This window comes from Priestia megaterium (assembly GCF_041941685.1).
GTDB lineage: Bacteria > Bacillota > Bacilli > Bacillales > Bacillaceae_H > Priestia > Priestia megaterium_C.
In genome coordinates, this window is sequence record NZ_CP130958.1 from 53,209 (window position 1) to 77,129 (window position 23,921).

At 37.9% G+C, this 23,921-nt stretch carries 24 protein-coding genes and 2 tRNA genes; 24 read left to right on the forward strand and 2 right to left on the reverse strand.

Annotated elements, in window-relative coordinates; all coding sequences use genetic code 11:
- Positions 1-29: 29 nt before the first annotated feature.
- From yabG to Q5794_RS00415, 21 genes are all read left to right on the forward strand, one after another.
- Positions 30-902, forward strand: a complete 873-nt coding sequence (gene yabG / locus Q5794_RS00315) for a sporulation peptidase YabG (RefSeq protein WP_025601509.1) — start codon at positions 30-32, stop codon at positions 900-902.
- A gap of 273 nt (positions 903-1,175) precedes the next feature.
- On the forward strand, positions 1,176-1,409 hold the full coding sequence (veg, locus tag Q5794_RS00320; RefSeq protein WP_013054859.1) for a biofilm formation stimulator Veg: 234 nt from the start codon (positions 1,176-1,178) through the stop codon (positions 1,407-1,409).
- Between the two features lie 194 nt (positions 1,410-1,603).
- The gene (locus Q5794_RS00325) at positions 1,604-1,774 is read left to right on the forward strand and encodes a small, acid-soluble spore protein, alpha/beta type (RefSeq protein WP_013054860.1); all 171 of its coding nucleotides are present in this window, start codon (positions 1,604-1,606) and stop codon (positions 1,772-1,774) included.
- Between the two features lie 198 nt (positions 1,775-1,972).
- Positions 1,973-2,842: a 4-(cytidine 5'-diphospho)-2-C-methyl-D-erythritol kinase gene (gene ispE, locus Q5794_RS00330; protein WP_013054861.1), complete on the forward strand. Its 870-nt coding sequence runs from the start codon at positions 1,973-1,975 to the stop codon at positions 2,840-2,842.
- A gap of 55 nt (positions 2,843-2,897) precedes the next feature.
- A complete protein-coding gene (gene purR / locus Q5794_RS00335) occupies positions 2,898-3,719 on the forward strand; it encodes a pur operon repressor (RefSeq protein ID WP_013054862.1) in 822 nt (273 codons plus the stop codon).
- Between the two features lie 21 nt (positions 3,720-3,740).
- Positions 3,741-4,118 (forward strand): RidA family protein, encoded by a 378-nt coding sequence (locus Q5794_RS00340; protein ID WP_192998229.1) that lies wholly within the window; start codon positions 3,741-3,743, stop codon positions 4,116-4,118.
- A 155-nt stretch (positions 4,119-4,273) separates the two neighbouring features.
- Positions 4,274-4,564, forward strand: coding sequence for a septation regulator SpoVG (gene spoVG, locus Q5794_RS00345; RefSeq protein ID WP_013054864.1), 291 nt, complete (start codon positions 4,274-4,276; stop codon positions 4,562-4,564).
- Between the two features lie 194 nt (positions 4,565-4,758).
- Entirely contained in the window at positions 4,759-6,138 is a 1,380-nt protein-coding gene (gene glmU, locus Q5794_RS00350; RefSeq protein ID WP_374988580.1) for a bifunctional UDP-N-acetylglucosamine diphosphorylase/glucosamine-1-phosphate N-acetyltransferase GlmU, read from the forward strand.
- 18 nt (positions 6,139-6,156) lie between these two features.
- Entirely contained in the window at positions 6,157-7,110 is a 954-nt protein-coding gene (locus Q5794_RS00355) for a ribose-phosphate diphosphokinase (RefSeq protein WP_013054866.1), read from the forward strand.
- A gap of 187 nt (positions 7,111-7,297) precedes the next feature.
- Complete coding sequence (locus Q5794_RS00360) at positions 7,298-7,927, forward strand: 50S ribosomal protein L25/general stress protein Ctc (protein WP_214988689.1); 630 nt, start codon at positions 7,298-7,300, stop codon at positions 7,925-7,927.
- Between the two features lie 139 nt (positions 7,928-8,066).
- Positions 8,067-8,624: an aminoacyl-tRNA hydrolase gene (gene pth / locus Q5794_RS00365; RefSeq protein WP_052500310.1), complete on the forward strand. Its 558-nt coding sequence runs from the start codon at positions 8,067-8,069 to the stop codon at positions 8,622-8,624.
- A gap of 59 nt (positions 8,625-8,683) precedes the next feature.
- Positions 8,684-8,914, forward strand: a complete 231-nt coding sequence (locus Q5794_RS00370; RefSeq protein WP_013054869.1) for an anti-sigma-F factor Fin family protein — start codon at positions 8,684-8,686, stop codon at positions 8,912-8,914.
- A gap of 69 nt (positions 8,915-8,983) precedes the next feature.
- Positions 8,984-12,514 (forward strand): transcription-repair coupling factor, encoded by a 3,531-nt coding sequence (mfd, locus tag Q5794_RS00375; RefSeq protein ID WP_374988581.1) that lies wholly within the window; start codon positions 8,984-8,986, stop codon positions 12,512-12,514.
- A 450-nt stretch (positions 12,515-12,964) separates the two neighbouring features.
- Positions 12,965-13,501 (forward strand): stage V sporulation protein T, encoded by a 537-nt coding sequence (gene spoVT / locus Q5794_RS00380; RefSeq protein ID WP_013054872.1) that lies wholly within the window; start codon positions 12,965-12,967, stop codon positions 13,499-13,501.
- Positions 13,502-13,730: 229 nt separating this feature from the next.
- Complete coding sequence (locus Q5794_RS00385; RefSeq protein ID WP_192998232.1) at positions 13,731-15,335, forward strand: polysaccharide biosynthesis protein; 1,605 nt, start codon at positions 13,731-13,733, stop codon at positions 15,333-15,335.
- Positions 15,336-15,347: 12 nt separating this feature from the next.
- Positions 15,348-16,808 carry a nucleoside triphosphate pyrophosphohydrolase gene (mazG, locus tag Q5794_RS00390; RefSeq protein WP_214988693.1) on the forward strand — a complete coding sequence of 487 codons (1,461 nt, stop codon included), beginning with the start codon at positions 15,348-15,350 and terminating at the stop codon, positions 16,806-16,808.
- Positions 16,809-16,828: 20 nt separating this feature from the next.
- On the forward strand, positions 16,829-17,095 hold the full coding sequence (locus Q5794_RS00395) for an RNA-binding S4 domain-containing protein (RefSeq protein ID WP_013054875.1): 267 nt from the start codon (positions 16,829-16,831) through the stop codon (positions 17,093-17,095).
- A gap of 99 nt (positions 17,096-17,194) precedes the next feature.
- Positions 17,195-17,500 (forward strand): sporulation protein YabP, encoded by a 306-nt coding sequence (gene yabP / locus Q5794_RS00400; RefSeq protein ID WP_013054876.1) that lies wholly within the window; start codon positions 17,195-17,197, stop codon positions 17,498-17,500.
- A complete protein-coding gene (gene yabQ, locus Q5794_RS00405) occupies positions 17,497-18,120 on the forward strand; it encodes a spore cortex biosynthesis protein YabQ (RefSeq protein WP_029325203.1) in 624 nt (207 codons plus the stop codon). Before yabP ends, yabQ begins: the two co-directional genes overlap by 4 nt.
- Positions 18,121-18,249: 129 nt before the next feature.
- Positions 18,250-18,495: a septum formation initiator family protein gene (locus tag Q5794_RS00410; protein WP_372780677.1), complete on the forward strand. Its 246-nt coding sequence runs from the start codon at positions 18,250-18,252 to the stop codon at positions 18,493-18,495.
- Positions 18,496-18,583: 88 nt separating this feature from the next.
- Positions 18,584-19,051, forward strand: coding sequence for a S1 domain-containing RNA-binding protein (locus Q5794_RS00415; protein ID WP_013054879.1), 468 nt, complete (start codon positions 18,584-18,586; stop codon positions 19,049-19,051).
- 120 nt (positions 19,052-19,171) lie between these two features.
- On the opposite strand, the gene Q5794_RS00420 is transcribed toward Q5794_RS00415, so the two are convergent.
- Positions 19,172-19,243: transfer RNA gene (locus Q5794_RS00420), tRNA-Glu, on the reverse strand.
- A gap of 10 nt (positions 19,244-19,253) precedes the next feature.
- Positions 19,254-19,327, reverse strand: a tRNA-Met gene (locus Q5794_RS00425).
- 311 nt (positions 19,328-19,638) lie between these two features.
- Here Q5794_RS00425 and spoIIE point away from each other — a divergent pair.
- The 3 genes from spoIIE to Q5794_RS00440 all read left to right on the forward strand — a co-directional run bounded on the left by spoIIE (position 19,639) and on the right by Q5794_RS00440 (position 23,862).
- Positions 19,639-22,116, forward strand: a complete 2,478-nt coding sequence (spoIIE, locus tag Q5794_RS00430; protein WP_192998235.1) for a stage II sporulation protein E — start codon at positions 19,639-19,641, stop codon at positions 22,114-22,116.
- Positions 22,117-22,187: 71 nt separating this feature from the next.
- Positions 22,188-22,928 (forward strand): VWA domain-containing protein, encoded by a 741-nt coding sequence (locus tag Q5794_RS00435; RefSeq protein ID WP_214988694.1) that lies wholly within the window; start codon positions 22,188-22,190, stop codon positions 22,926-22,928.
- Positions 22,897-23,862: a serine/threonine protein kinase gene (locus Q5794_RS00440; RefSeq protein WP_034654932.1), complete on the forward strand. Its 966-nt coding sequence runs from the start codon at positions 22,897-22,899 to the stop codon at positions 23,860-23,862. The genes Q5794_RS00435 and Q5794_RS00440 overlap by 32 nt, the downstream gene beginning before the upstream one ends.
- The last annotated feature ends 59 nt before the right edge of the window (positions 23,863-23,921 follow it).

A 23,921-nucleotide genomic window follows, 5' to 3' on the forward strand; every position in this document is an offset into this window, starting at 1 on the left:
TTTGAAGTAGCAAAGACGGAGTGAAGCATATGAACATCAAGATTGGTGATATAGTTACACGACCTTCTTATCAAAGAGATTTGCTTTTTCGTGTTATAGCTATTAATGACAGCGAAGCGGGGAAATATGCGACTTTAATAGGAGAAGACGTTCGGTTGATTGCCGACGCTCCTTGTACAGATCTAGAGGTTGTGGATGCTAAAGAACAGGATCAAAGAAAAAAACAAGAAGAAGAACTTTTAGAAAGATCCTTGGAGCTTATTCAACAGGATTATCGGCTCGTTCGAGAGAAAACTGAATATAGCATGACAAATGGATACAGCCATTCACATCGCTTATTTCAAATTCCAGGAAAGGTCCTGCACGTAGACGGAGACCCTAATTATTTACGTAAATGTTTGTTGGTTTACGAAAAAATTGGTGTTCCTGTTTATGGTGTTCATTGCGTCGAGTCAGAAATGCCGGAGAAAGTTGGAAAGCTAATTGAGGATGTAAGACCCGATATTCTGGTGCTGACAGGCCATGATGCCTATTCCAAAGGAAAAGGAAATAAAGATGATCTCCTTGCTTATAGACATTCCAAGCACTATATTCAAACAGTCCAAGAAGCAAGAAAAAGAGTTGGTAATTTAGATCAGCTGGTGATCTTTGCAGGTGCCTGTCAATCGCATTTTGAATTATTGATTCAAGCTGGAGCAAACTTTGCTAGTTCACCTTCACGTGTAAATATTCATGCGCTTGACCCTGTGTATGTAGTAGCAAAACTAAGTTTTACTCCTTTCACGGATCGTATTAATGTATGGGACGTCTTACGTAATACATTAACGGGTGCTAAAGGTTTAGGAGGAGTAGAAACAAAAGGGCTGCTTCGCACTGGCATGCCTTATGAAAGCGATGAGTAGAAATAAAAACAACTGGTTACAGCATGTACACGCATGATGTGCAACCAGTTGTTTTTTCGTATGAAGCCAAAGTATACGCTTAATTACACAAAATCATTTTCAATATTTGCTAAAGATATACATATTTCGTTGAAAAACGCGCATACTAACAGCGAAATGTAGATTCATGTTGAAAATTATTTATTGACACAATTAGAGATAGATTGTTATAATTTTATGTTTTTGACTATTTTTCTAACATGTGTTACACTATACATAGTGAGGTGGACCAATATGGCGAAAACTTTGTCTGATATTAAGCAAGCGCTGGATTTGCACCTAGGCCAACGATTAACTTTAAAAGCAAACGGTGGTCGTAGAAAAACAGTAGAACGTTCAGGTGTATTAACAGAAACGTACCCATCTGTTTTTATCGTTGAATTAGATCAAGAGGAAAACTCTTTGGAGCGCGTTTCGTATAGTTACGCAGATGTGTTAACGGAAACAGTGCAACTAAAATTTTTCTAAGAATGACATAGGCAATATAGCAAGTGGTGATGAGCAGTGGACATTGGTTTACTGCTTTTTTATTGGTCTTTTTTTCAAATTATATATGCATTATTTTTTATACATACTATACATATCGTCCTCGCGTTTCTTATGTAAAAGAGCGAGGAGATTCAGGTTGAAATTTCATTTTATACGTAAAGGAGCCATGTGCAATGTCAAGGCGTAGAGGGATTATGTCATCGAAGCTGAAAGAAGAACTGGCTAAAGAACTTGGTTTTTACGATACTGTACAAGCAGAAGGCTGGGGCGCTATTCGGGCAAAAGACGCAGGCAATATGGTGAAGCGAGCTGTAGAGCTTGCACAGCAGCAGCTAAAGCAATAGCATAGTAAAAATCAATGCTTATACGACTATTTAAAGTGAAATGAGGAAAACCGAAGTGTATAACCGCTTCGGTTTTTTTGTCCCAAAATGAAAGATAAAACAGAGGATTAAACAAAGATGTTTAAATGAACAGCTATATCTTGTTCATTTTATGATAAAATAGCGTTAAACTCGATAAGATGAAGTAGGTGAAGTAAGTTGAAATTAATGGTGAAAGCACCGGCTAAAATAAATTTGTCACTTGATGTGTTACATAAACGTCCAGATGGTTACCATGAAGTTAAGATGATTATGACAACAATTGATTTAGCGGACAGAATTGAACTTTCTGACCGTGAAGATGGACGAATTGTTATCTATTCTCATAATCGCTTTGTTCCAGATGACCAGCGAAATCTCGCTTATCAGGCAGCGCAGATTTTGAAGCGACGTTATAACATTTCAAAAGGTGTAAATATATTAATTGATAAACATATTCCAGTAGCTGCTGGATTAGCTGGAGGCAGCAGTGACGCGGCTGCTACATTACGCGGTTTAAATACGTTATGGGAATTAGGGTTATCATTAGACACACTTGCAGAAATAGGGGCTGAGATTGGCTCTGACGTATCTTTTTGCGTGTATGGAGGGACAGCTCTTGCTACAGGGCGCGGAGAGATTGTAGAGCATATTGAGGCACCTCCAAGCTGCTGGGTGATTTTGGCTAAGCCTGAAATAGGTGTTTCTACAGCAGATGTATATCGAAACTTAAAAATTGAAGAGATGGATCATCCTAAAGTAGATGAGATGGTTCACGCCATACAATCAGGAAATTATGATCAAATGTGTAGCCTTGTAGGAAATGTATTGGAAGCAGTAACGCTGAAAATGCATCCGGAAGTAGCTCTCATTAAAGAACAAATAAAGCGTTTTGGCGCCGATGCTGTGCTCATGAGCGGCAGTGGGCCAACTGTATTTGGACTTGTACAGCATGATTCACGTATGCATCGCATTTATAATGGATTACGTGGCTTTTGTGATAAAGTTTATGCAGTTAGGCTACTAGGTGAACGAATAACGCTTGAATAAATCCGTATGTTAATGTTATATTTACATTACAATATTCGGATTTCAGGAGGATGTTATGAAGTTTCGACGTAGTGGACGATTAATTGATATGACCAACTATTTCATTCAAAACCCTCAGCGCCTTATCCCTCTTACGTATTTTGCAGATAAATACGATTCCGCAAAATCATCTATTAGCGAAGATATGGCGATTATTAAACAAACTTTTGAACAGCAGGGTATCGGAACTTTGGTTACGCTACCAGGGGCTGCCGGCGGAGTTAAATTCATTCCAAAGATGACGAATGAAGAAGCCGGTCAGCTTGTTCAAGAATTATGTGGGTTGATTGAAAAACCTGAGCGTTTACTGCCAGGTGGATATTTATATTTAACTGATATTTTAGGGAACCCCCGCGTTGTGAATAAAATCGGTCGCTTGTATGCATCGCTTTTTGCTAACCGCAAAATCGATGTGGTGATGACTGTAGCAACAAAAGGTATTCCTATTGCGTATGCGGTTGCTCAGTATTTAGACGTGCCCGTTGTTATTGTGCGCAGAGACAGTAAAGTAACTGAAGGATCGACCGTTAGTATTAACTACGTGTCGGGTTCATCTAAGCGCATTCAAACAATGCTGTTAGCTAAAAGAAGTTTAGCGGTGGGGTCAAATGTACTCATCATTGATGATTTCATGAAAGCTGGCGGTACTGTAAATGGAATGGTTAGCTTGCTTGAAGAGTTCGATGCAACTGTTGCTGGTATTGGAGTTTTAGTAGAATCAGAAGATATTGAAGAACGTTTAGTGGATGAGTATGTGTCCCTTGTACAATTAACAGATGTAAATATTAAAGATAAACAAATTCGTGTACAAGAAGGCAATTACTTAAAATATATTTGATCAAGTAAGGGAGAGGAACATATGTTACAGGTTCAAACAAAAAATGCACCGCAAGCTATTGGTCCATATTCACAGGGAATTGTTGTGAATAACTTGTTTTACAGTTCAGGTCAAATTCCACTTCGTCCAGATGGTACGTTGGTCGAAGGAGATGTTCAAGTACAAACTACGCAAGTATTTGAAAATCTAAAAGCAGTTCTTGAAGAAGCTGGAGCTTCTCTAAATACAGTTGTAAAGGCAACCGTGTTCATTAAAGATATGAACGACTTCGCAGCGTTAAATGAAGTCTATGGTGACTACTTTGGCGACCATAAGCCGGCACGTTCATGTGTAGAAGTAGCGAGACTACCTAAAGATGTACTTGTTGAAATTGAAGTTATTGCGCTCGTTAAAGGGTAATTAAATTAACAAATTTCTAACAAAAAGCAAGTAACTTCCAATTGTTCACTTTTTTTGCGAAAATTTTCTAAAAATTTTTTCTGAATAGCAGGAAAACACAAAATTCTGTGGAATTAAGTATGTAAAGCTTCGCATAGAAAAAGGTGGTGAACAAGATGGAAGTAACTGACGTAAGATTACGCCGCGTGAACACTGAAGGACGTATGAGAGCGATTGCTTCAATCACATTAGATGGTGAATTTGTTGTTCATGATATTCGTGTGATTGATGGTAATAATGGCTTATTTGTAGCCATGCCAAGTAAACGTACACCGGATGGTGAGTTCCGTGATATTGCACATCCAATCAATTCAAATACTCGCGGAAAGATTCAAGATGCTGTTCTAGCAGAATATCATCGTTTAGGTGAGGTAGAAGTTGAATTCGAAGAAGCGGGTGCTTCGTAAACATATGATACATTAAGAGTCTACTGAAAAGTAGGCTCTTTTCTTTTTGATTACCACTTATATAATTTCACACCTTTGTAAAACTTTAGCATTACCAAAAAATAAAATTCATGACTTATAAATGATTCCTTGAAATGCTGTCATTTTTGATATAATATTCTTAATGGATAAAAAGGTAAAATTGGAGGCCTGTTATGTCAAAAAGATATGCAGTCATATTGGCAGCTGGTCAGGGTACACGTATGAAGTCATCTTTATATAAAGTGTTACACCCTGTGTGTGGCAAACCGATGGTGCAACACGTAATTGATCAGTTATCACGTTTGGATTTAACAAATTTAATTACAGTTGTAGGTCACGGTGCCGAAAAAGTGAAATCACATGTTGGAGATAAAAGCTTATTTGCTTTACAAGAAGAGCAGTTAGGAACAGCTCATGCAGTAATGCAAGCAGAATCTTTACTTGCACATGAAAAAGGTACGACAATTGTTGTATGTGGAGATACTCCGCTTATTACAGCTGAAACAATTGAATCTTTATTAAAGCATCATGAAGCAACAAATGCAATGGCAACTATTTTAACAGCTCATGCAGAAGATCCAACAGGATATGGACGCATCATTCGAAATGAACAAGGGTCTGTTGAAAAGATTGTTGAGCATAAAGATGCCACGGAACAAGAGCGTCTTGTACAGGAAATTAATACTGGTACGTATTGTTTTGATAATGAGAAATTATTTGAGACACTTTCAAAAGTTTCAAATGATAATGTACAGGGAGAGTATTATTTACCTGATGTTATCGAAATTCTAAAAAATGAAGGTCAAATTATTTCTGCATATCAAACATCCGATTTTGCTGAAACATTGGGCGTTAATGATCGATTTGCTCTGTCTCAAGCAGAAGAAACAATGAAAAAGCGCATCAACAAGCAGCATATGTTAAATGGAGTGACGATTGTGGATCCTTCTAACACGTACATTTCAGCAGATGCTGTCATTGGCAGAGATACGATTATTTATCCTGGTACGGTTATGCAAGGAACAGTTGTAATTGGAGAGAATTGTGAAGTAGGACCTAACAGTGAAATTAAAGATTGCAAAATAGGTAATAATACTTCTATTCGCCATTCTGTTGCTCACGATAGTGAAATTGGTCACGAAGTCACAATTGGCCCATTTGCACATATTCGTCCTCAATCATTAATTGGAGATGAAGTGCGCGTAGGAAACTTTGTAGAAATTAAAAAAGCATCTTTTGGCAAAGGTAGCAAAGCTTCTCATTTAAGTTATATTGGAGACGCAGAGGTCGGAAAAGGTGTAAACTTAGGGTGCGGATCTATTACAGTTAACTACGATGGGAAAAATAAATTTTTAACAAAGATTGAAGATGGGGCATTCGTAGGATGTAACTCAAACTTAATTGCACCTGTAACAATTGGTGAAGGCGCCTATGTTGCAGCTGGTTCAACCGTAACGGATGATGTGCCAGGAAAAGCATTATCAATTGCTCGTGCGAAACAGGTAAATAAAGAAAACTATGCTGAAAAGCTTGATATTAATAAAAAATCCTGACGGAGGTTTCACAATAAAATGTCAAATGTATATGCTGATGAAAATTTAAAGTTATTTACGCTAAATTCAAACAAGGCTTTAGCTGAAGAGATCGCAAAAGTAATTGGTGTGGAATTAGGTAAATGTTCGGTTGATCGTTTCAGTGACGGTGAAATTCAAATTAACATTGAAGAAAGTATCCGTGGTTGTGATGTATTTATCATTCAATCAACAAGTGCTCCAGTTAACGAACACTTAATGGAATTATTAATTATGATTGATGCATTAAAACGTGCATCAGCTAAAACAATTAACATCGTTATGCCTTACTATGGCTATGCTCGTCAGGATCGTAAAGCTCGTGCACGTGAACCAATCACTGCCAAATTAGCAGCAAATATCATTGAAAAAGCGGGAGCTACTCGTATTATCACATTAGATTTACACGCTCCTCAAATTCAAGGTTTCTTCGATATTCCAATTGACCATTTAGTAGGTGTTCCAATTTTAGGTGAATACTTCAAGAGTAAAAACCTTGATGACGTTGTTGTTGTATCTCCGGACCACGGTGGCGTAACGCGTGCTCGCCGTTTAGCGGAACGTCTAAAAGCGCCGATCGCTATCATTGACAAACGTCGCCCACGTCCAAACGTAGCAGAAGTTATGAACATTGTTGGACAAGTGGAAGGCAAAACAGCAATCTTGATTGATGACATGATTGATACAGCTGGTACAATTACAATTGGTGCAAGTGCATTAATTGAAGCAGGTGCAAAAGAAGTATATGCTTGTTGTACACACCCAGTGCTTTCAGGCCCTGCGATTGAGCGTATTCAAAACTCTACAATCAAAGAGCTAGCTGTAACAAACTCTATTGCTTTAACAGAAGATAAGAAAATTGATAAAGTAACAGAACTTTCAGTAGCTCCGTTAATCGGTGAAGCGATTATTCGTGTTCACGAAGAGCAATCAGTTAGTACATTATTTGATTGATAAACAGAACCTCTTTCCAAATGGAAAGAGGTTTTTTTGAAAAAAATTTAAATGTGCTAACCCTTGATTTTAAAGCGCTTTGGACGGAAGGAACAAAGATATATTACTGTTCAAACTGGGTTTCATGTTTAGCAACCTTCTAAAAAGGGTACATTTTAAGTAGAAAACATACTGGAAGGTGAATAAAATGAGTATTTCAATTCAAGCAAATAAAAGAACGGATTTCAAAAATTCTACAAATAGAAAGATTCGCGACGAAGGAAACTTCCCAGCGGTTGTTTACGGAAATAAAACAGAATCCACACCTATTTACTTAAACAGTGCTGATTTTATTAAGACTATTCGTGAAGCAGGACGCAATGGAGTGTTAACATTACAAGTGGATAAGCAAAAATATTCCGTAATGTTACATGACATTCAAACTGATCCATTAAAAAACGAAATTGTCCACGCCGATTTCCAAGTGGTCGACATGAAGAAAGAAATTGATACTGAAGTTTCTTTATCTCTAGTAGGAGAAGCAAAAGGAACAAAAGAAGGCGGCGTATTACAGCAGTCTCTATATGAAATTTCATTAAAAGGCTTGCCGCAAGATATCCCATCATCTATTGATGTAGATGTATCAGATTTAGGAATTAATGATACAATCACAGTAGCGGATATTAAGGTAGGTAAAAAGCTAGAAATTACGCATGATGCAGAAGATACAGTTGCTTCTGTCCTACCTCCTCAGCAGGAAGAAGAGCCGGACAGCGGCGAAGTTCAGGATGCTGAAGGCAATGTTGAAGCAACAAAAGAAAAAGATAACGAAGAATAATATAAAAAGACGTAACCAAAAGGTTACGTCTTTTTGTGTGAATTGATTATAATAAAAGTGATACTATATAGTAATGTAAAACATTAAAGACATTTACCTATTATGTACAACTTACATAGAGTGGAAAGGAGTATCTATTTTGAAATTAATCGTTGGTTTAGGGAATCCTGGAAAAGAATATGACCGTACTCGTCATAACATAGGATTTATGGCAATTGATAAAATTGCTGAACAGTTTATGATTTCATTAGATAAAACAAAGTTTAACGGAATATATGGAACAGGTATAATAAAAGGAGAAAAAGTCATATTATTAAAGCCTCTAACATATATGAATTTATCAGGAGAAAGTATTCGCCCGTTAATGGACTATTTTGATATAGACGTCGAAGACTTGCTTGTTATTTACGATGACTTAGATTTACCGTGCGGAAAAGTAAGATTGCGTACAAAAGGAAGTCCGGGCGGCCATAACGGAATAAAATCAATTATTCAGCATTTAAAAACCCAAGAGTTTAACCGAATTCGTATTGGAATTGATCGTCCGAAAAACGGTATGAAAGTAGTTGATTACGTACTAGGGCGCTTTACAGAAGATGAAATGGTTCATATGGAAGAAGCGATGAAAACGTCTGTACACGCGAGTGAAGATTTTTTAGGTAAACCGTTCTTAGAAGTAATGAATCGCTATAATTAAGTAGAATAAAATTTCTCTCAATCGTCCATACTAACACTAAAAGATTTGGGAGGATTTGTATGTCTATTCATTATTTCTGTAGACATTGTGGCGCAAAAGTCGGTATGATAGAAAAGACAGCTCACAATACAGAAGCACTCGGTTTTAATCACCTAACCGCAGATGAACGAAAAGACTTTATTCACTACCATAATAGTGGAGATATCGTGGTTAAAATTATTTGTGAAGACTGTCAAGAAGCGCTAGAACGAAATCCAGACTATCATCAGTACGAAACATTTATACAATAAAAAGCTTTGGTCTCAAACCAAAGCGTTTTTCTGTTTAGTTTAGACATATCATGGGAGGAGGGAATTCCTTTGCGAGGGATTAGACAGCAATTTGAAGAAAATAAAGAAATTGGAGCTGTTGTCAGCAGTTTAGAAGAAGGTTTGAAAGAACAGTTAGTAACGGGAATTTCCGGTTCAGCTCGATCTGTATTAATGGCACTCTTAAATGAGGATAAAAAATACCCCTTATTAGTAGTGACTCATAATTTATATCAAGCTCAAAAAGTGTATGAAGACCTTTTGCATCTTTTACCGGAAAAAGACGTTTTCTTATACCCTGTTAACGATTTAGTTGCTACAGAAGTGGGGATTGCAAGTCCAGAATTAAAGGCTCAGCGAATTGAAGTACTCAATTATTGGAGTCAACATACAGGTGGAGTAGTTGTAACACCGCTTGCAGGAATTCGAAAGCTGCTGCCTCCTAAAGCAAGATGGGAGCAAACACAGCTGCCGTTTCAAATGGGAATTGACATCAACGTTGATCATTATTTAAAAAGGTTAGTTGAGTTGGGTTATGAGCGGGCATCGATGGTTTCAGCTCCGGGTGAGTTTAGTGTGCGCGGAGGAATCATTGATATTTATCCGTTAACAGAAGAGCTACCTGTCCGAATTGAACTATTTGATACGGAGATTGATTCCATTCGTACTTTTACAATCGAGGATCAACGCTCTCAAGAGCAGTTAAAAGAAATTTCAATCGGCCCTGCTACGGAAATCATTGTGAACCAAAATGAAGTGGCCCAAGGAATTGAAGAACTAGAAGCACAGCTGGCTTCGACGCTGCAACAAGTGAAAAACGCGGCGCTAAAAGCTACCTTAACAGAAAATATTAAAGGTGAAATCGAACAGCTGCGTCAAGGTCAACTTCTTGAAAATATGTTCAAGTATTTATCATTCTTCTACGAATCGCCTGCTAGTTTACTAGATTATTTACCAGAAGGCGGCCTTGTCATCTTTGATGAGACCACTCGAATTCAAGAAACGTCTGATCAGCTTGAAACAGAGGAAGCTGAATGGATAACCGAATTATTAGGACAGGGGCAAATTGTTCGAGACGTTCAATTATCTCATAAGCTCCCATCTCTTATTCAGCGAGCAAAACATCAGTTTTTATACTTATCGTTATTTTTGAAGCACGTATCGTATACGAGTCCGCAAAATATTATTAATATTTCATGTAAGCAGATGCAGCAGTTTTACGGCCAAATGAACTTATTAAAAAGTGAAATTGAACGTTGGAAAAATGCTAATTATACGGTAGTCCTCTTAGGAGCAGATAAAGAGCGAGTGAAAAAACTTGAAGGTGTGCTAGCAGATTATGATATTGATTCATCTATTTTAGATGGAAATGGTCAGCTTGTGCCAGGTCTTGTTCAAATTATTGAAGGCGATTTACAAATGGGCTTTGAACTACCGATGCAAAAATTAGCTGTTTTAACCGAGGAAGAATTGTTTAAAAAACGGGTAAAGAAATCAAAGCGTCGTCAAAAGCTCTCCAATGCAGAGCGTATTAAAAGCTATTCAGAGTTAAACGTAGGTGACTATGTCGTTCACGTGAACCACGGTATTGGTCGTTATTTAGGAATGGAAACGTTAGAGATTAACGGTAATCATAAAGATTATATCCATATCAAATATGAAGGCTCTGACAAGCTGTACGTTCCTGTTGAACAGATTGATCAAGTACAAAAATATGTAGGCTCTGAAGGGAAAGAGCCAAAAGTATATAAACTTGGCGGAAATGACTGGAAGAAAGTGAAACGAAAAGTTGAGTCTTCTGTTCAAGACATCGCTGATGACTTAATTAAACTGTATGCAGAGCGTGAAGCAAGTAAAGGTTATGCATTTTCCCCGGATGGCGATTTACAGAGAGAATTTGAAACAGCTTTCCCTTATCAAGAAACCGAAGATCAGCTTCGTTCTGTACAAGAAATTAAAAAGGATATGGAACATGAAAGACCAATGGATCGTCTGCTTTGTGGAGACGTTGGATATGGAAAAACAGAAGTAGCCATTCGTGCTGCATTTAAAGCTGTGACAGATGGAAAACAAGTGGCTATTTTAGTGCCAACCACTATTTTAGCTCAGCAGCACTATGAAACCATCCGTGAGCGTTTTCAAGACTATCCAATCAACATTGGGCTATTGAGCCGCTTTCGCAGCCGTAAACAGCAGCAAGAAACAATTAAAGGGCTAAAAAACGGGACCGTAGATGTAGTGATTGGTACACATCGTTTACTATCTAAAGACGTGATTTATAAAGATTTAGGGTTGTTAGTTATCGATGAAGAGCAGCGTTTTGGTGTAACGCACAAGGAAAAAATCAAGCAAATGAAAGCAAACGTTGATGTCCTTACACTTACAGCAACACCTATTCCACGAACATTACATATGTCTATGTTGGGCGTAAGGGATTTGTCTGTTATTGAAACGCCGCCTGAAAATCGTTTTCCGGTTCAAACATATGTAGTGGAGTATAATCCGGTTTTAGTTCGTGAAGCGATTGAGCGTGAGTTAGCGCGTGATGGCCAAGTTTACTTTTTATATAATCGCGTAGAAGATATTGAACGAAAAGCAGAAGAAATTTCGATGCTCGTGCCTGATGCTAGGGTAACGTATGCCCACGGAAAAATGAACGAAACCGAACTCGAAGCGGTTATCTTAAGCTTTTTAGAAGGCGAATATGATGTGATTGTGAGTACAACCATTATCGAAACAGGAGTAGATATTCCCAATGTAAATACGCTTATTGTCAATAATGCTGATAAGATGGGATTATCACAACTGTATCAATTAAGAGGGCGTGTAGGTCGTTCAAATCGCGTGGCATATGCGTACTTTACGTATCACAAAGACAAAGTACTGACAGAAGTAGCTGAAAAGCGTCTGCAAGCTATTAAAGAATTCACCGAATTAGGTTCTGGTTTTAAAATTGCTATGCGTGATCTTTCAATACGTGGTGCCGGAAACTTACTGGGTGCTCAGCAGCATGGATTTATCGATTCCGTCGGTTTCGATCTCTACTCACAAATGCTTAAAGAAGCGATAGAGGAAAGACGCGGGTCTGACGGAGAAAGTGTGAAATTTAATGTGGAAATGAATCTGGACTTAGACGCTTATATTCCTGATCAGTACATTACAGACGGCCGCTTGAAAATTGAGATGTATAAGCGCTTTAGAGGAATTGAAGCACTAGAAGATATTCAAGAATTGCAGGATGAAATGATTGATCGTTTTGGAGAGTATCCGGCTGAGGTTGAGTATTTGTTTAAAGTAGCTGAAACAAAAGTATATGCAACGCAGAACTTAGTAGAATCTATTCTTCAGTCAAAACAAGAAATTTCTATTCTGCTGTCTGAAGAAGCGAGCTCAACGGTAGACGGCCAAAAATTATTCATGCTAGGTGATCAATTTGGCAGAATGGTCAGCTTAGGCATGGAAGGCAAGAAAGTAAAATTAGTGGTTAATGTAAAAGGACTTGCTCAAAAAGAATGGCTCAATATTGTGTATCAGTTAGTAAAAGGAGTAGCCACTGTTAAAAAAGAACAAGTTACGAATTAAAACAGGCAAGACAAAAGTATTTTAGTTAAAGGAAAATCCGAACGATGAATTGAGGTTCTTGATAAAGAATCCAACTCGTTCGGTTTTTTTATTGATATGGTGATCACCGGCTGCCCGCGGAAAGCGAAGTCTTGCACGTAAATCAGTAGCGGTGTCTCAAGCGGTTCACCTCATTTCTCCTATTTATTCGTCTTTAGGCGAGATAGGTTTAGTTATGTCCCAGCCTCTTTTGTATAGTCAGAATAAAAATATCCAAATCCCCATGTTTTGGCGGTTTTTTGGACATTTTTTTAATAAAAGCACACTTTTTAACAAAAAAAGAGATGGTTGGTGAATAGAAGTTGTAGAGTGAAGAATACTAACCTCAACAAAGGTGAACCTTTTATCATATAGCCATCAGTGATATTCACCAACTATTTTAATCATCATATGAAAGAGAGGCTTCAATGAATGAAAGCAACAGGTATTGTTCGTCGTATTGATGATTTGGGTCGCGTTGTGATTCCAAAAGAAATTAGAAGAACGCTTCGCATCCGAGAGGGAGATCCGCTAGAGATTTTCGTCGATCGGGATGGAGAAGTTATTTTAAAGAAATATTCGCCAATTAGTGAATTGGGAGACTTTGCAAAAGAGTATGGCGAAGCGTTATACGATAGCTTAGGTCATCCTGTACTTATTTGTGACCGCGATGTATTTATTGCGGTAGCGGGAAGTTCTAAAAAAGAATACTTAAATAAAAACATTAGTTCGTTAGTGGAATCTGTTATGGAAAGCCGCAGTTCTTCTTTAGTAACTGATGGGAAAAACCTTGAATTTGTCGATGGATATGAAGAAAATATTTCTTCTTACACAATCGGTCCGATTATTGCAAATGGAGATCCGATTGGAGCTGTTGTCATTTTCTCGAAAGATAAGTCTCTTGGTGAAGTAGAGCATAAAGCAGCCGAAACAGCAGCTAGCTTCTTATCTCGTCAAATGGAGCAGTAAGCGTAATTATCTTTATTTTACATTATTTACTGAAAAGGTAGCAGTTTCTGCTGCCTTTTTTCATGCTGTCTTACCTTAGAAATAAAGAGAACATGATATAATGGTACGGTATTTTATTTATTGGAAAGTGCAGGATGTTTTATAAGAACAAAGCTCTATTCTATTACGGTTAGCGGCTAATAAAAAGAGTTGTTCATATCATTACAAGCTGCAGGTGAAAGGTGTAGGAATGCAGAAACAATCAAAGCTCTATTCTATTTTTAATGGCGCCGTTATTTTAACGCTCGCAGGTTTATTTACGAAAATCTTAAGTGCCACTTATCGTATTCCATATCACCATATCGCGGGAGATATAGGGTTTTATATCTATCAGCAAGTTTATCCGCTATATGGAATTGCGCTACAGCTAGGTACATATGGTTTCCCTGTAATTATTTCAAAGTTAGTAGCTGAGTATGCGGTAACAAATCGGAGAAAGGAAATCCGAGGAATACTTCAAGTTTCGTTTGCTTTTTTGTTTGTAGTAGGCTGCACGATATTTGCGTTCGAATATATTTTCGCAGAAACGATTGCCGAGTGGATGGGAGATCGTAAGTTAACGATTCTCATTCAAATTATTTCATTTTCCTTTTTACTTATTCCATTTATTGCTGTTATTCGTGGTTATTATCAAGGATTACATAATATGTTTCCTACAGCGCTGTCTCAAATTGCAGAACAAGTTGTACGGGTAGGGACTATTTTGTATCTATCTATTTTCTTGATCCAACATGGTTATGATTTATATACTGCAGGGGCGGGAGCTATTTTTGGTTCTATAACAGGCGGTATAACATCCCTTATTATTTTATTTTTATTTGTTTTTAGAACAAAGACAAATTCTAAGGGAATATTTCAACGCATAAAAAAAGCAGACATCAAGAGAATATTTAAAATCCTTGTTATTCAAGGCTTATTAATTTGTATTAGCGGTATGGGTCTGCTGTTTATCCAGCTTATTGACTCCTTTACTTTATATTCTAGTCTAACGGCGCACGGCATGGCTGAAGAAGCAGCACAAATTTTAAAAGGTATTTACGACCGCGGTCTTCCGTTGATTCAATTAGGTACAGTAGTAGGTACAGCTTTTTCGCTTTCGCTTGTACCTGTTATTTCTTCAGCCATTGCGAAAAAGAACCTGTCATTTGTGGTTGAAAAAGTTCAGCTGTCTCTTCGTCTATCGCTTGTAGTTGGAGTTGGAGCAGCTTTTGGCTTGATTGCGCTGATGAAACCCATTAATATGCTTTTATACGGTGACTCCCACGGAACGGACGTTTTACAAATTTTGAGCTTGTTAGTTATATTTACAACAGTAGCAGCAACTGCTGGAGCTGTGCTGCAGGGGATGGGCGCTGTTTTCGCGCCTGTAATAGCCGTCATCGCTGGCATGGCAGTCAAACTGATATTGAATCTTTGGCTAATACCAGATTTTCAAACCATAGGAGCAGCCATTGCTTCCTCAACTGGATTCGCTATCGTTGCAGCAATCAATCTATTTTGTCTGTATAAAAAGCTAGCTGTACCTCTTGTTCCGAAAAAGGCGAGTGGAGGTATTTTTATAACGGGCATAGCAATGGTCGTTCTTTTGCAAAGCTATTTATTTTGTTTACATCACTTTGTATGGTCTAATGGTTTAGATACAAGCAAACAAGTGGGTGAAACAGGAGCGGGTGTTTTAATAGGCGGTTTGTTTTATTTGTTTATCATTATGAAACAACATATTTTTACCGAAGAGGAATTACGTTTACTTCCAATGGGAAGTGTTTTAGCTAAATACGTATTAAAAAATAAATAAGAAGGTGAAGCAATGACAGGTAAAGTAACAGTTATTGGTTTAGGAGCAGGCGATTTAGCACAGCTACCTGTAGGCATTTATCGCTCGCTACAGCAGGAAAAGCATATTTATATGCGCACAAAAGAACATCCTGTAATCAAAGAATTAGAAAGTGAAGGCTTGACGTATGTATCCTATGATGACGTATACGAATCTTATGATGCATTTGAAGAGGTATATGAACATATATCAAATGATTTAATCGATAAAGCTTCAATAGAAGAAGTGGTGTATGCCGTTCCGGGGCACCCTTTAGTGGCAGAACGTACGGTTCAATTACTTTTACAAAAAGGAAAAGAACGAGGCATTCCTGTTGAAATTAAAGGAGGACAAAGCTTCTTAGACCCAATTTTTGGTGCGCTAAAGATCGATCCTATCGAAGGGTTTCAGCTGCTAGACGGAACAGATTTAAAGCGAAGCGAAATAGAGTTAACCGGTCATGTTCTAATTGCTCAAGTGTACGATCAGTTCGTTGCCTCAGAGGTAAAGCTAACGCTGATGGAACACGTTCCTGATGATTACCTCGTTTACATTGTAACAGCAGCGGGAAGCAGTGAAGAAAAAATCCAGCCGGTCAAGCTGTATGAATTGGATAGAGAAATGTCGCTCAATAACTTAACGACTATTTATGTCCCTCCAGTAGCAGATGAAACAATTTTATACCATCAATTTGACGCATTCAGAAGGATTATTGCCACGCTCAGAGGACCAAACGGATGTCCTTGGGATCAAAAACAAACGCATGAATCGCTCAAGCGATATTTGTTAGAAGAGTCTTATGAGTTATTAGATGCAATTGACCGTCAAGATGACGATAATATGATTGAAGAGCTTGGTGATGTATTGCTGCAGGTATTGCTTCATGCACAAATCGGTGAAGATGAAGGAATGTTTTCAATTGATGATGTCATTCGCAGTGTTGCAGAGAAAATGGTAAGGCGCCATCCGCATGTATTTGGTGAAGTAAGCGTAAATGATGCAGACGAGGTCTTAAAAAATTGGGATGAAATTAAAAAAGAAGAAAAAGGAGAGGAACCTTCTTCTCTGTTAGCTTCTGTACCTGGGGCTATGCCTTCTTTAATGAAAGCGCATGGATACCAAAAACAAGCTGCAAAAGTTGGTTTCGATTGGTCAGAAGTTGAACCTATGTGGGAAAAAGTACAGGAAGAACTTGCTGAATTCCAAGAGGAAGTACAGCATGCTGATAAAGAAAAAATGAGCGATGAATTTGGAGATATTTTATTTGCTTTAGTGAATATTGCAAGATTCTATAAAATCGACTCTGAAGCTGCATTAGCTAAAACGAATACAAAATTTTTAAATCGATTTCAATATATTGAAGAAAAAGTGAGAGCTTCTGAAAAACCATTTGAATCTTTTTCGTTAGAAGAGTTAGATGAATTTTGGGAAGAAGCTAAAAAAACAGGTTTGTAAAACAGAAAGGTGAGGGAATTATGAGGTTAGATAAATTTTTAAAAGTATCACGTTTAATTAAGCGCCGTACATTAGCAAAAGAAGTATCAGACAAGGGCCGTATTACCATTAATGGTATCGTTGCAAAAGCAAGCACAAATGTGAAAGTAGGAGATGAATTAGCGATCACATTTGGCACGAAGAAAATTACCGTTAAAATAGAGGCTCTTCAAGAAGCAGCTAAAAAAGAAGAAGCAGCTAATTTGTACTCAATTGTCAAAGAAGAACGTATTTCATCTGAAGTATAACTGATGAAGGCTTGTTCTAAATCACCTTTCTCATTCATATGTTTTAAACAACAGATAACAAGAGCGAATGCTCTTAATGAATGAGGTGGGGATGAAGATATGAGCCAATTTTACGAAACAAGCAATTCAAACAAAGACCATACTCCAAATCATGATTTAGTGATGAAGGGTCGGCGTCTCTTAGATATCACGGGTGTGAAGCAGGTAGAGAGCTTTGACAATGAGGAATTTTTACTTGAAACAGTGATGGGTTTCTTGTCAGTTAGAGGGCAAAATCTGCAAATGAAAAATTTAGACGTTGATCAAGGAATTGTATCGATAAAAGGAAAAATCTTTGATATAGTTTACTTAGATGAGAACCAATCGGAGAAGGCTAAAGGATTCTTTAGTAAGTTGTTTCGATGAGTTTAAACATTCAGCTCTATACAATGCTTGCGATGGTATCGATGGGAAGCGGTTTAGGTGCTTCTCTCGATACTTATCGTTACTTTGTTAATCGCTCTAAATCACGCCCCTGGTTTGTATTTGTGAATGACGTATTGTTTTGGATGGTGCAAGCTCTTCTCATTTTTTATGTGTTGTTTTTAGTGAATGAAGGAGAACTGCGTTTGTATGCGTTTCTTGCTTTGTTTTGCGGCTTTGCCGCGTATCAAAGCTTATTTCAATCACTGTATTTAAAAGTATTAACATTTACTGTCTCGAGCGTATTAAGTTTATATCGAGGTGTTTTAACGCTTAGTAATATTTTTTTGGTCAAGCCTATCCGCTTCTTTATTCATATTTTAGTTGTAGTCGCTTTAGGGATCTACCGAGCTGTTCATAAGCTGCTCGTATTCTGTCTAAAGCTTATTTACGTACCGACCAGGTGGGTTCTTTTCGTATTTTGGAGAATGATGCCTAAACCTGTAAAACGATTTTTACATATGGGTTTTCGGTATATAGAAGGAATTTACAATCGTGCAAAGAATATGATAATGAGAATCGTTGCATGGGTGAACACTTTAAAAAACAAGGGGGACGACTAATTCAATGAGTGCGGTACGAAAAAAAAGGTCGCGAAGTTAAATACTGATTATAGCCATAAACAAGAGCAAATTAAACAAAATACAGATCGAAAGCGTATCGGTTTAATTAGGCGTTTGACTGTTTTCGGAGTGTTGGCCTTAATCATTGGTGGATTGATGGTATCAGCTTTAATTACGCAAACCTCAGCTATTGAGAACAAAAAAGCTGAGAAGGTGAAATTAGAACAACAGCTGACAAAATTACAAAGCAAGCAAAAACAGTTAAAAGGTGAAATCGTCAAGTTAAATGACGATGATTATATTAAAAAGATTGCCCGCAGAGATTATTTTTTATCAGAAGACGGGGAAATTATCTTTAATGTAAAAAAAGACTAAACGTATGGTTCGTTGACAGTGTATTTTTGCTTTTTGTATAATATAATAAATTGATTTCTTTTATCATTTAAGGAGGAGCATTTTTTTTATGTCAATCGAAGTAGGCAGCAAGTTACAGGGAAAGGTAACAGGTATTACGAACTTTGGAGCTTTTGTTGAGTTACCAGGAGGTTCAACAGGCTTGGTTCATATCAGTGAAGTAGCTGATAATTACGTAAAGGACATTAACGACCATTTAAAAGTGGGTGACGAAGTTGAAGTCAAAGTAATTAACGTTGAGAAAGATGGTAAAATTGGTCTTTCAATTAAGAAAGCGGTAGACAAACCAGAACGTCCAGAAAGACCAGAGCGTCCTGCAAGAGCGCCACGCTCAGACCGTCCACGTGATTCACGCCCACAACGTAATAACAATCGTGGTGGCGGTAATGATTTCCGTACAAAAGAAACATTCGAACAAAAAATGAATCGTTTCTTAAAAGACAGTGAAGAACGTTTATCTTCCCTAAAACGCCATACCGAATCAAAACGCGGTGGACGCGGTGCAAAACGCGGTTAACTTGCTGCTTATATCAAATAGATAGCGAGTTTTTGAAAAGTACCTTTTATCTAAAAGGTGCTTTTTTTATATATAAAAAAGAGTAGAAAAAAAGCATGTACTGTTGTACATGCTTTTTGATGACCCGTACGGGATTCGAACCCGTGTTACCGCCGTGAAAGGGCGGTGTCTTAACCGCTTGACCAACGGGCCGTTATTCGAGTAGCGGCGGAGGGGATCGAACCCCCGACCTCACGGGTATGAACCGTACGCTCTAGCCAGCTGAGCTACACCGCCATTATACGTTCTCTAAAAGACATTTATAATAATATAAAAAAGCAGGGTTATTGTCAATAACTTTTTGTTATTTTTATAGACTTTTATTTGCTTTTAAAAAAGAATGATGAGCATAGGCTTTCTCTGAGGCAAACAGTATCTCTGATATTTTTTAAATTGCCATGTAAGATTGTACATCTTTTTGTATAGTTTTCAATATAATACTAGAAAATAGTCGAACGATTATAGGTATTTTGCTAGTCCGTTTGACAAAATTTCACCTTTCGCCGCGATATAATAACGAATAAGTATAATTAGCGGGTGGTGGGAGAATGCAAAAGACGGAAAGAGATTTTGCAAGTCCAACAACAGAGGCGGTATTTAACCGAACTAGATTAGAAATGTCCCGTGTGTTTACAAAGGCGGGTATGAAAACGGAAAAGGTGTTATTTCAATGGGGATTGTTGCTGCTAGTCGTAGGTTTTTTATTAGGACGAGCGTTAATTTTAATGAAAATCATGCCATTTGCTTTGCCATTCTTTGCAGCTGTAATGGCTATAAAGAAAGAAAAAGCACCGCTAGCAAGTTTAGCCGTATTGGCAGGGGCATTTAGTGTTTCCATTCAAAATGGAGGTACCGTATTTGCTACACTATTTGTTTTCTTACTAATTCATCGATTTAGCGGCATACTGACAATGGATCCGTTAAAGAAGCTGCCGTTCACTGTATTTAGCGCGATGTTACTTACAAAACTAACTATTTTTTATGTGTTTACCAAGGAATTCACCATGTATGATTTTACATTTGTGGCAGTAGAAGCAGGGTTGAGCTTTATCTTAACAATGATTTTCTTACAAAGCGTGCCTTTAATTTCATACCGAAAGCGAAAACAATCATTAAAAACAGAAGAAGTGATTTCTCTAATTATTTTGTTGGCATCTGTTATGACGGGGACAATAGGGTGGATGATTTACGGGCTTTCGGCTGAACATATATTATCTCGTTACTTAGTATTAGTTTTTGCGTTTGTATCTGGCCCCACGATAGGAGCTACGGTAGGGGTCGTAACCGGTTTAATTTTAAGTTTCGCGAATGTTTCTAGTTTGTACGAAATGAGTTTACTCGCTTTTTCCGGCTTGCTTGGAGGACTTTTAAAAGACGGCAAAAAGCTAGGGGCAGCTCTTGGGCTGGTTGTTGGTTCATTGCTAATTGGCCTATATGCTCAGGCAGATCAAGGATTGACGACTAATTTGTATGAATCACTGACGGCCGTTGTCCTATTTTTATTAACCCCATCTTTTGTTTTGAAAAACTTAAGTAAACTCGTACCAGGGACATCTGAAAACATGCTTGAACAACAGCAGTACGTGCGCAAGATCCGAGATGTAACAGCGAATCGCGTAGAACAGTTCTCAAATGTTTTTCAAGCACTTTCCAAAAGCTTTACGCAAAATGGGTTTTATGATGAAAAGCCAAGCGCGGATAAAGAAGTTGATTATTTCTTAAGCAGCGTTACCGAAAGAACGTGCCAATTTTGTTTTAAAAAAGAACAATGTTGGGCACAGCAGTTTGATACAACCTATGAATATATGAAGGAAATTATGCTTGAAGTTGATAATGGCACTCTTGAACAAAACCCAAGACTAATTCGAGAAATGGACAAACATTGTGTGAAATCGAAAAAAGTCATCGATGTGATTGAGCATGAACTTACGTATTTTAAAGCCAATCAGCACTTAAAAGCCCAAATTCAAGAAAGTAGAAGGATTGTAGCAGAACAGCTTCACGGTGTTTCTGAAGTCATGGGGAATTTTGCAAAAGAAATTAAGCGAGAGCGCGAAAATTTAAATGTACAAGAAGAACAGATTTTAGAAGCTCTTCGTAACTTTGGGATGGAAATCAATCAAATTGAAATTTATAGCTTAGAACCTGGAAATGTAGATATTGAAATGTGGGTGCCATATTGTCACGGAAGAGGAGAATGCGAGAAGATTATTGCGCCAATGCTTACAGATATTTTAGGTGAAAGTATTGTAGTAAAGAACGAAGAATGTGCTAAATATCCTCAAGGCTATTGCCACGTTTCATTTGGCTGTACAAAAGCGTACGTTGTTGATACAGGCGTAGCACATGCTGCTAAAGGCGGAGGGTTTGTATCCGGTGACAGCTACTCCATGATTGAGCTAAACGCTGGTAAGTATGCACTAGCTATTAGCGATGGTATGGGGAATGGAGAGCGTGCCCACTATGAAAGCAGCGAAACGCTTCAGCTATTAAAGCAAATTTTACAAACAGGAATAGAAGAGACAATTGCAATTAAATCGATTAACTCTATTTTATCGCTGCGTACAAACGATGAGATCTTTTCTACGTTAGATTTAGCGATGATCGACTTACAAGATGCCAATGTAAACTTCTTGAAAATCGGTTCTACGCCAAGCTTCATCAAACGTGGAGATAAGGTTATTAAAATACAGGCAAGCAATTTGCCAATGGGCATTATTGAAGAATTTGAAGTGGATGTTGTGAATGAACAAATGAAGGCGGAAGACTTATTAATTATGATGAGTGACGGCGTATTTGAAGGACCGAGACACGTTGAGAACTACGAAATGTGGATGAAGCGAAAAATTGGTGAGCTTCAAACAAACGATCCACAAGAAATTGCAGACTTAATTATGGAAGAAGTTATTCGAACAAAATCAGGTTTAATTGAAGATGATATGACGGTAGTTGTGGCAAAACTTCAGCACAATACCCCGAAATGGTCATCGATCCCTTCTTACGCTTATCGTAAAAAAGCACAATAGTTAGATAGAAGTATATTTTATCTCCTCCTCGTCTATCATGTTAATACTGATAATGAGGAGGGGATTTTTTTATGAAAAAAGGTACATTGAAACAGATGTTGGTCATTACGGACGGTGGTTCGAATACAGGTGAAGATCCGGTAGCAATGGCAGCACTAGCTAAAGAACAAGGGATTAGTGTAAACGTTATTGGTGTGATGGAAGAGGATACAATTGATGAGCAAAGCACGAATGAAATAGAGGGCATTGCCATGTCAGGCGGTGGCGTGAGTCAAATTGTTTACGTAAAACAGCTGTCTCAAACTGTTCAAATGGTTACAAGGCAAGCAATGACGCAAACACTTCAAGGCGTTGTAAATAAAGAACTTCAGCACATTCTAGGTTCGTCTAATTCAAGATTAGAAGAGTTATCTCCTGAGAAGCGAGGAGAAATCATGGAAGTTGTTGATGAACTTGGGGAAACGGTTGACTTAGAGATTCTTATTTTAGTTGACATGAGCGGAAGTATGAAAAATAAGCTTCCTACTGTAAAGGAGTCGCTGTTAGATTTATCGTTAAGCTTGAATGCTCGCATGGGGCATAATCAATTTTCAATCTTTTTATTTCCTGGGAAAAAGAAAGATGTAGAGAAGCTAATGGACTGGAATCCAAGGTTAGAGTCGCTTTCAACGATTTTTCCGAAACTAACAGCAGGAGGTATTACGCCTACTGGACCGGCTATCAAAGAGGCTACTCATTATTTCACCAAAAAGCGCTCATTGAGAGGGTTGTTAAAAAATAATGAACAATACATTGAAGAATCAGGTATGTAACCTATCTCCGGGAACAGAAATTCAAGGAAAATGGCATCACGTCCATTATAAAATTCTTGAGAAATTAGGCGTGGGGGCAACTGGAGTTGTCTATTTAGTTCAATTAGTGAACGGAACGCTAGCGGCGTTAAAAATAAGCTTTTCCAACATGTCCGTTACAGCAGAAGTGAATGTATTAAAAAAGCTCTCTCAAGTCAAAGACAAAGTGCTAGGACCGCGCTTACTTGATGTAGATGATTGGAGCTATGGTTCTCACGCTCTTTCTTTCTATGTAATGGAGTATGTGAAAGGGCAGCCTCTCCTTTCCTTTATCTCCACAAGAGGGACAGAATGGCTGCAAGTATTTGCAAGTCAGCTCTTAACAGACTTGGAAAACCTTCACGAAGAAGGGTGGGTATTTGGTGATTTAAAACCAGAAAACCTGGTCGTAACATCTAACCCCGTAAAAGTTCGATGGATTGACGTCGGAGGAACAACTCTGCAAGGGCGGTCAATAAAAGAATTTACCGACTTTTATGATCGAGCGCACTGGGGGCTTGGCTCCCGAAAAGCAGAACCAACCTATGATTTGTTTGCTGTATCTATGGTTTTGATTCACGCAGCTTATGGCAAGCGAATTAATAAAACAGACAAACCGGCTGAACAATTAAAACAATTTATATTAACAACAAAGCAGTTGGAACCTTTCGGGGACGTTTTGTATCAAGCGGTTACGGGAAAGTATAAGTCAGCTAAAGAAATGAAAACAGAGGTGTTATCGGTCGAAAAAAGAAGAGGGGCAAAAAGTAAAGGAACAAAGCCTCAAAACGTTCGTCAACCGTCTGCCCCTCGTGTTAAAGTAAAGAAGAAGCGTTCTCACGTGTTAGAGACGCTACTACTTTGTACGTCTGTAATGTTGATTTATATTTTGTATCTATTTATTCAAGTGCTATAAAGTTTGGAGAAATTGTGAAACTTTCCTTATAGTCATTCGTATAAAGTAAATTAATGATA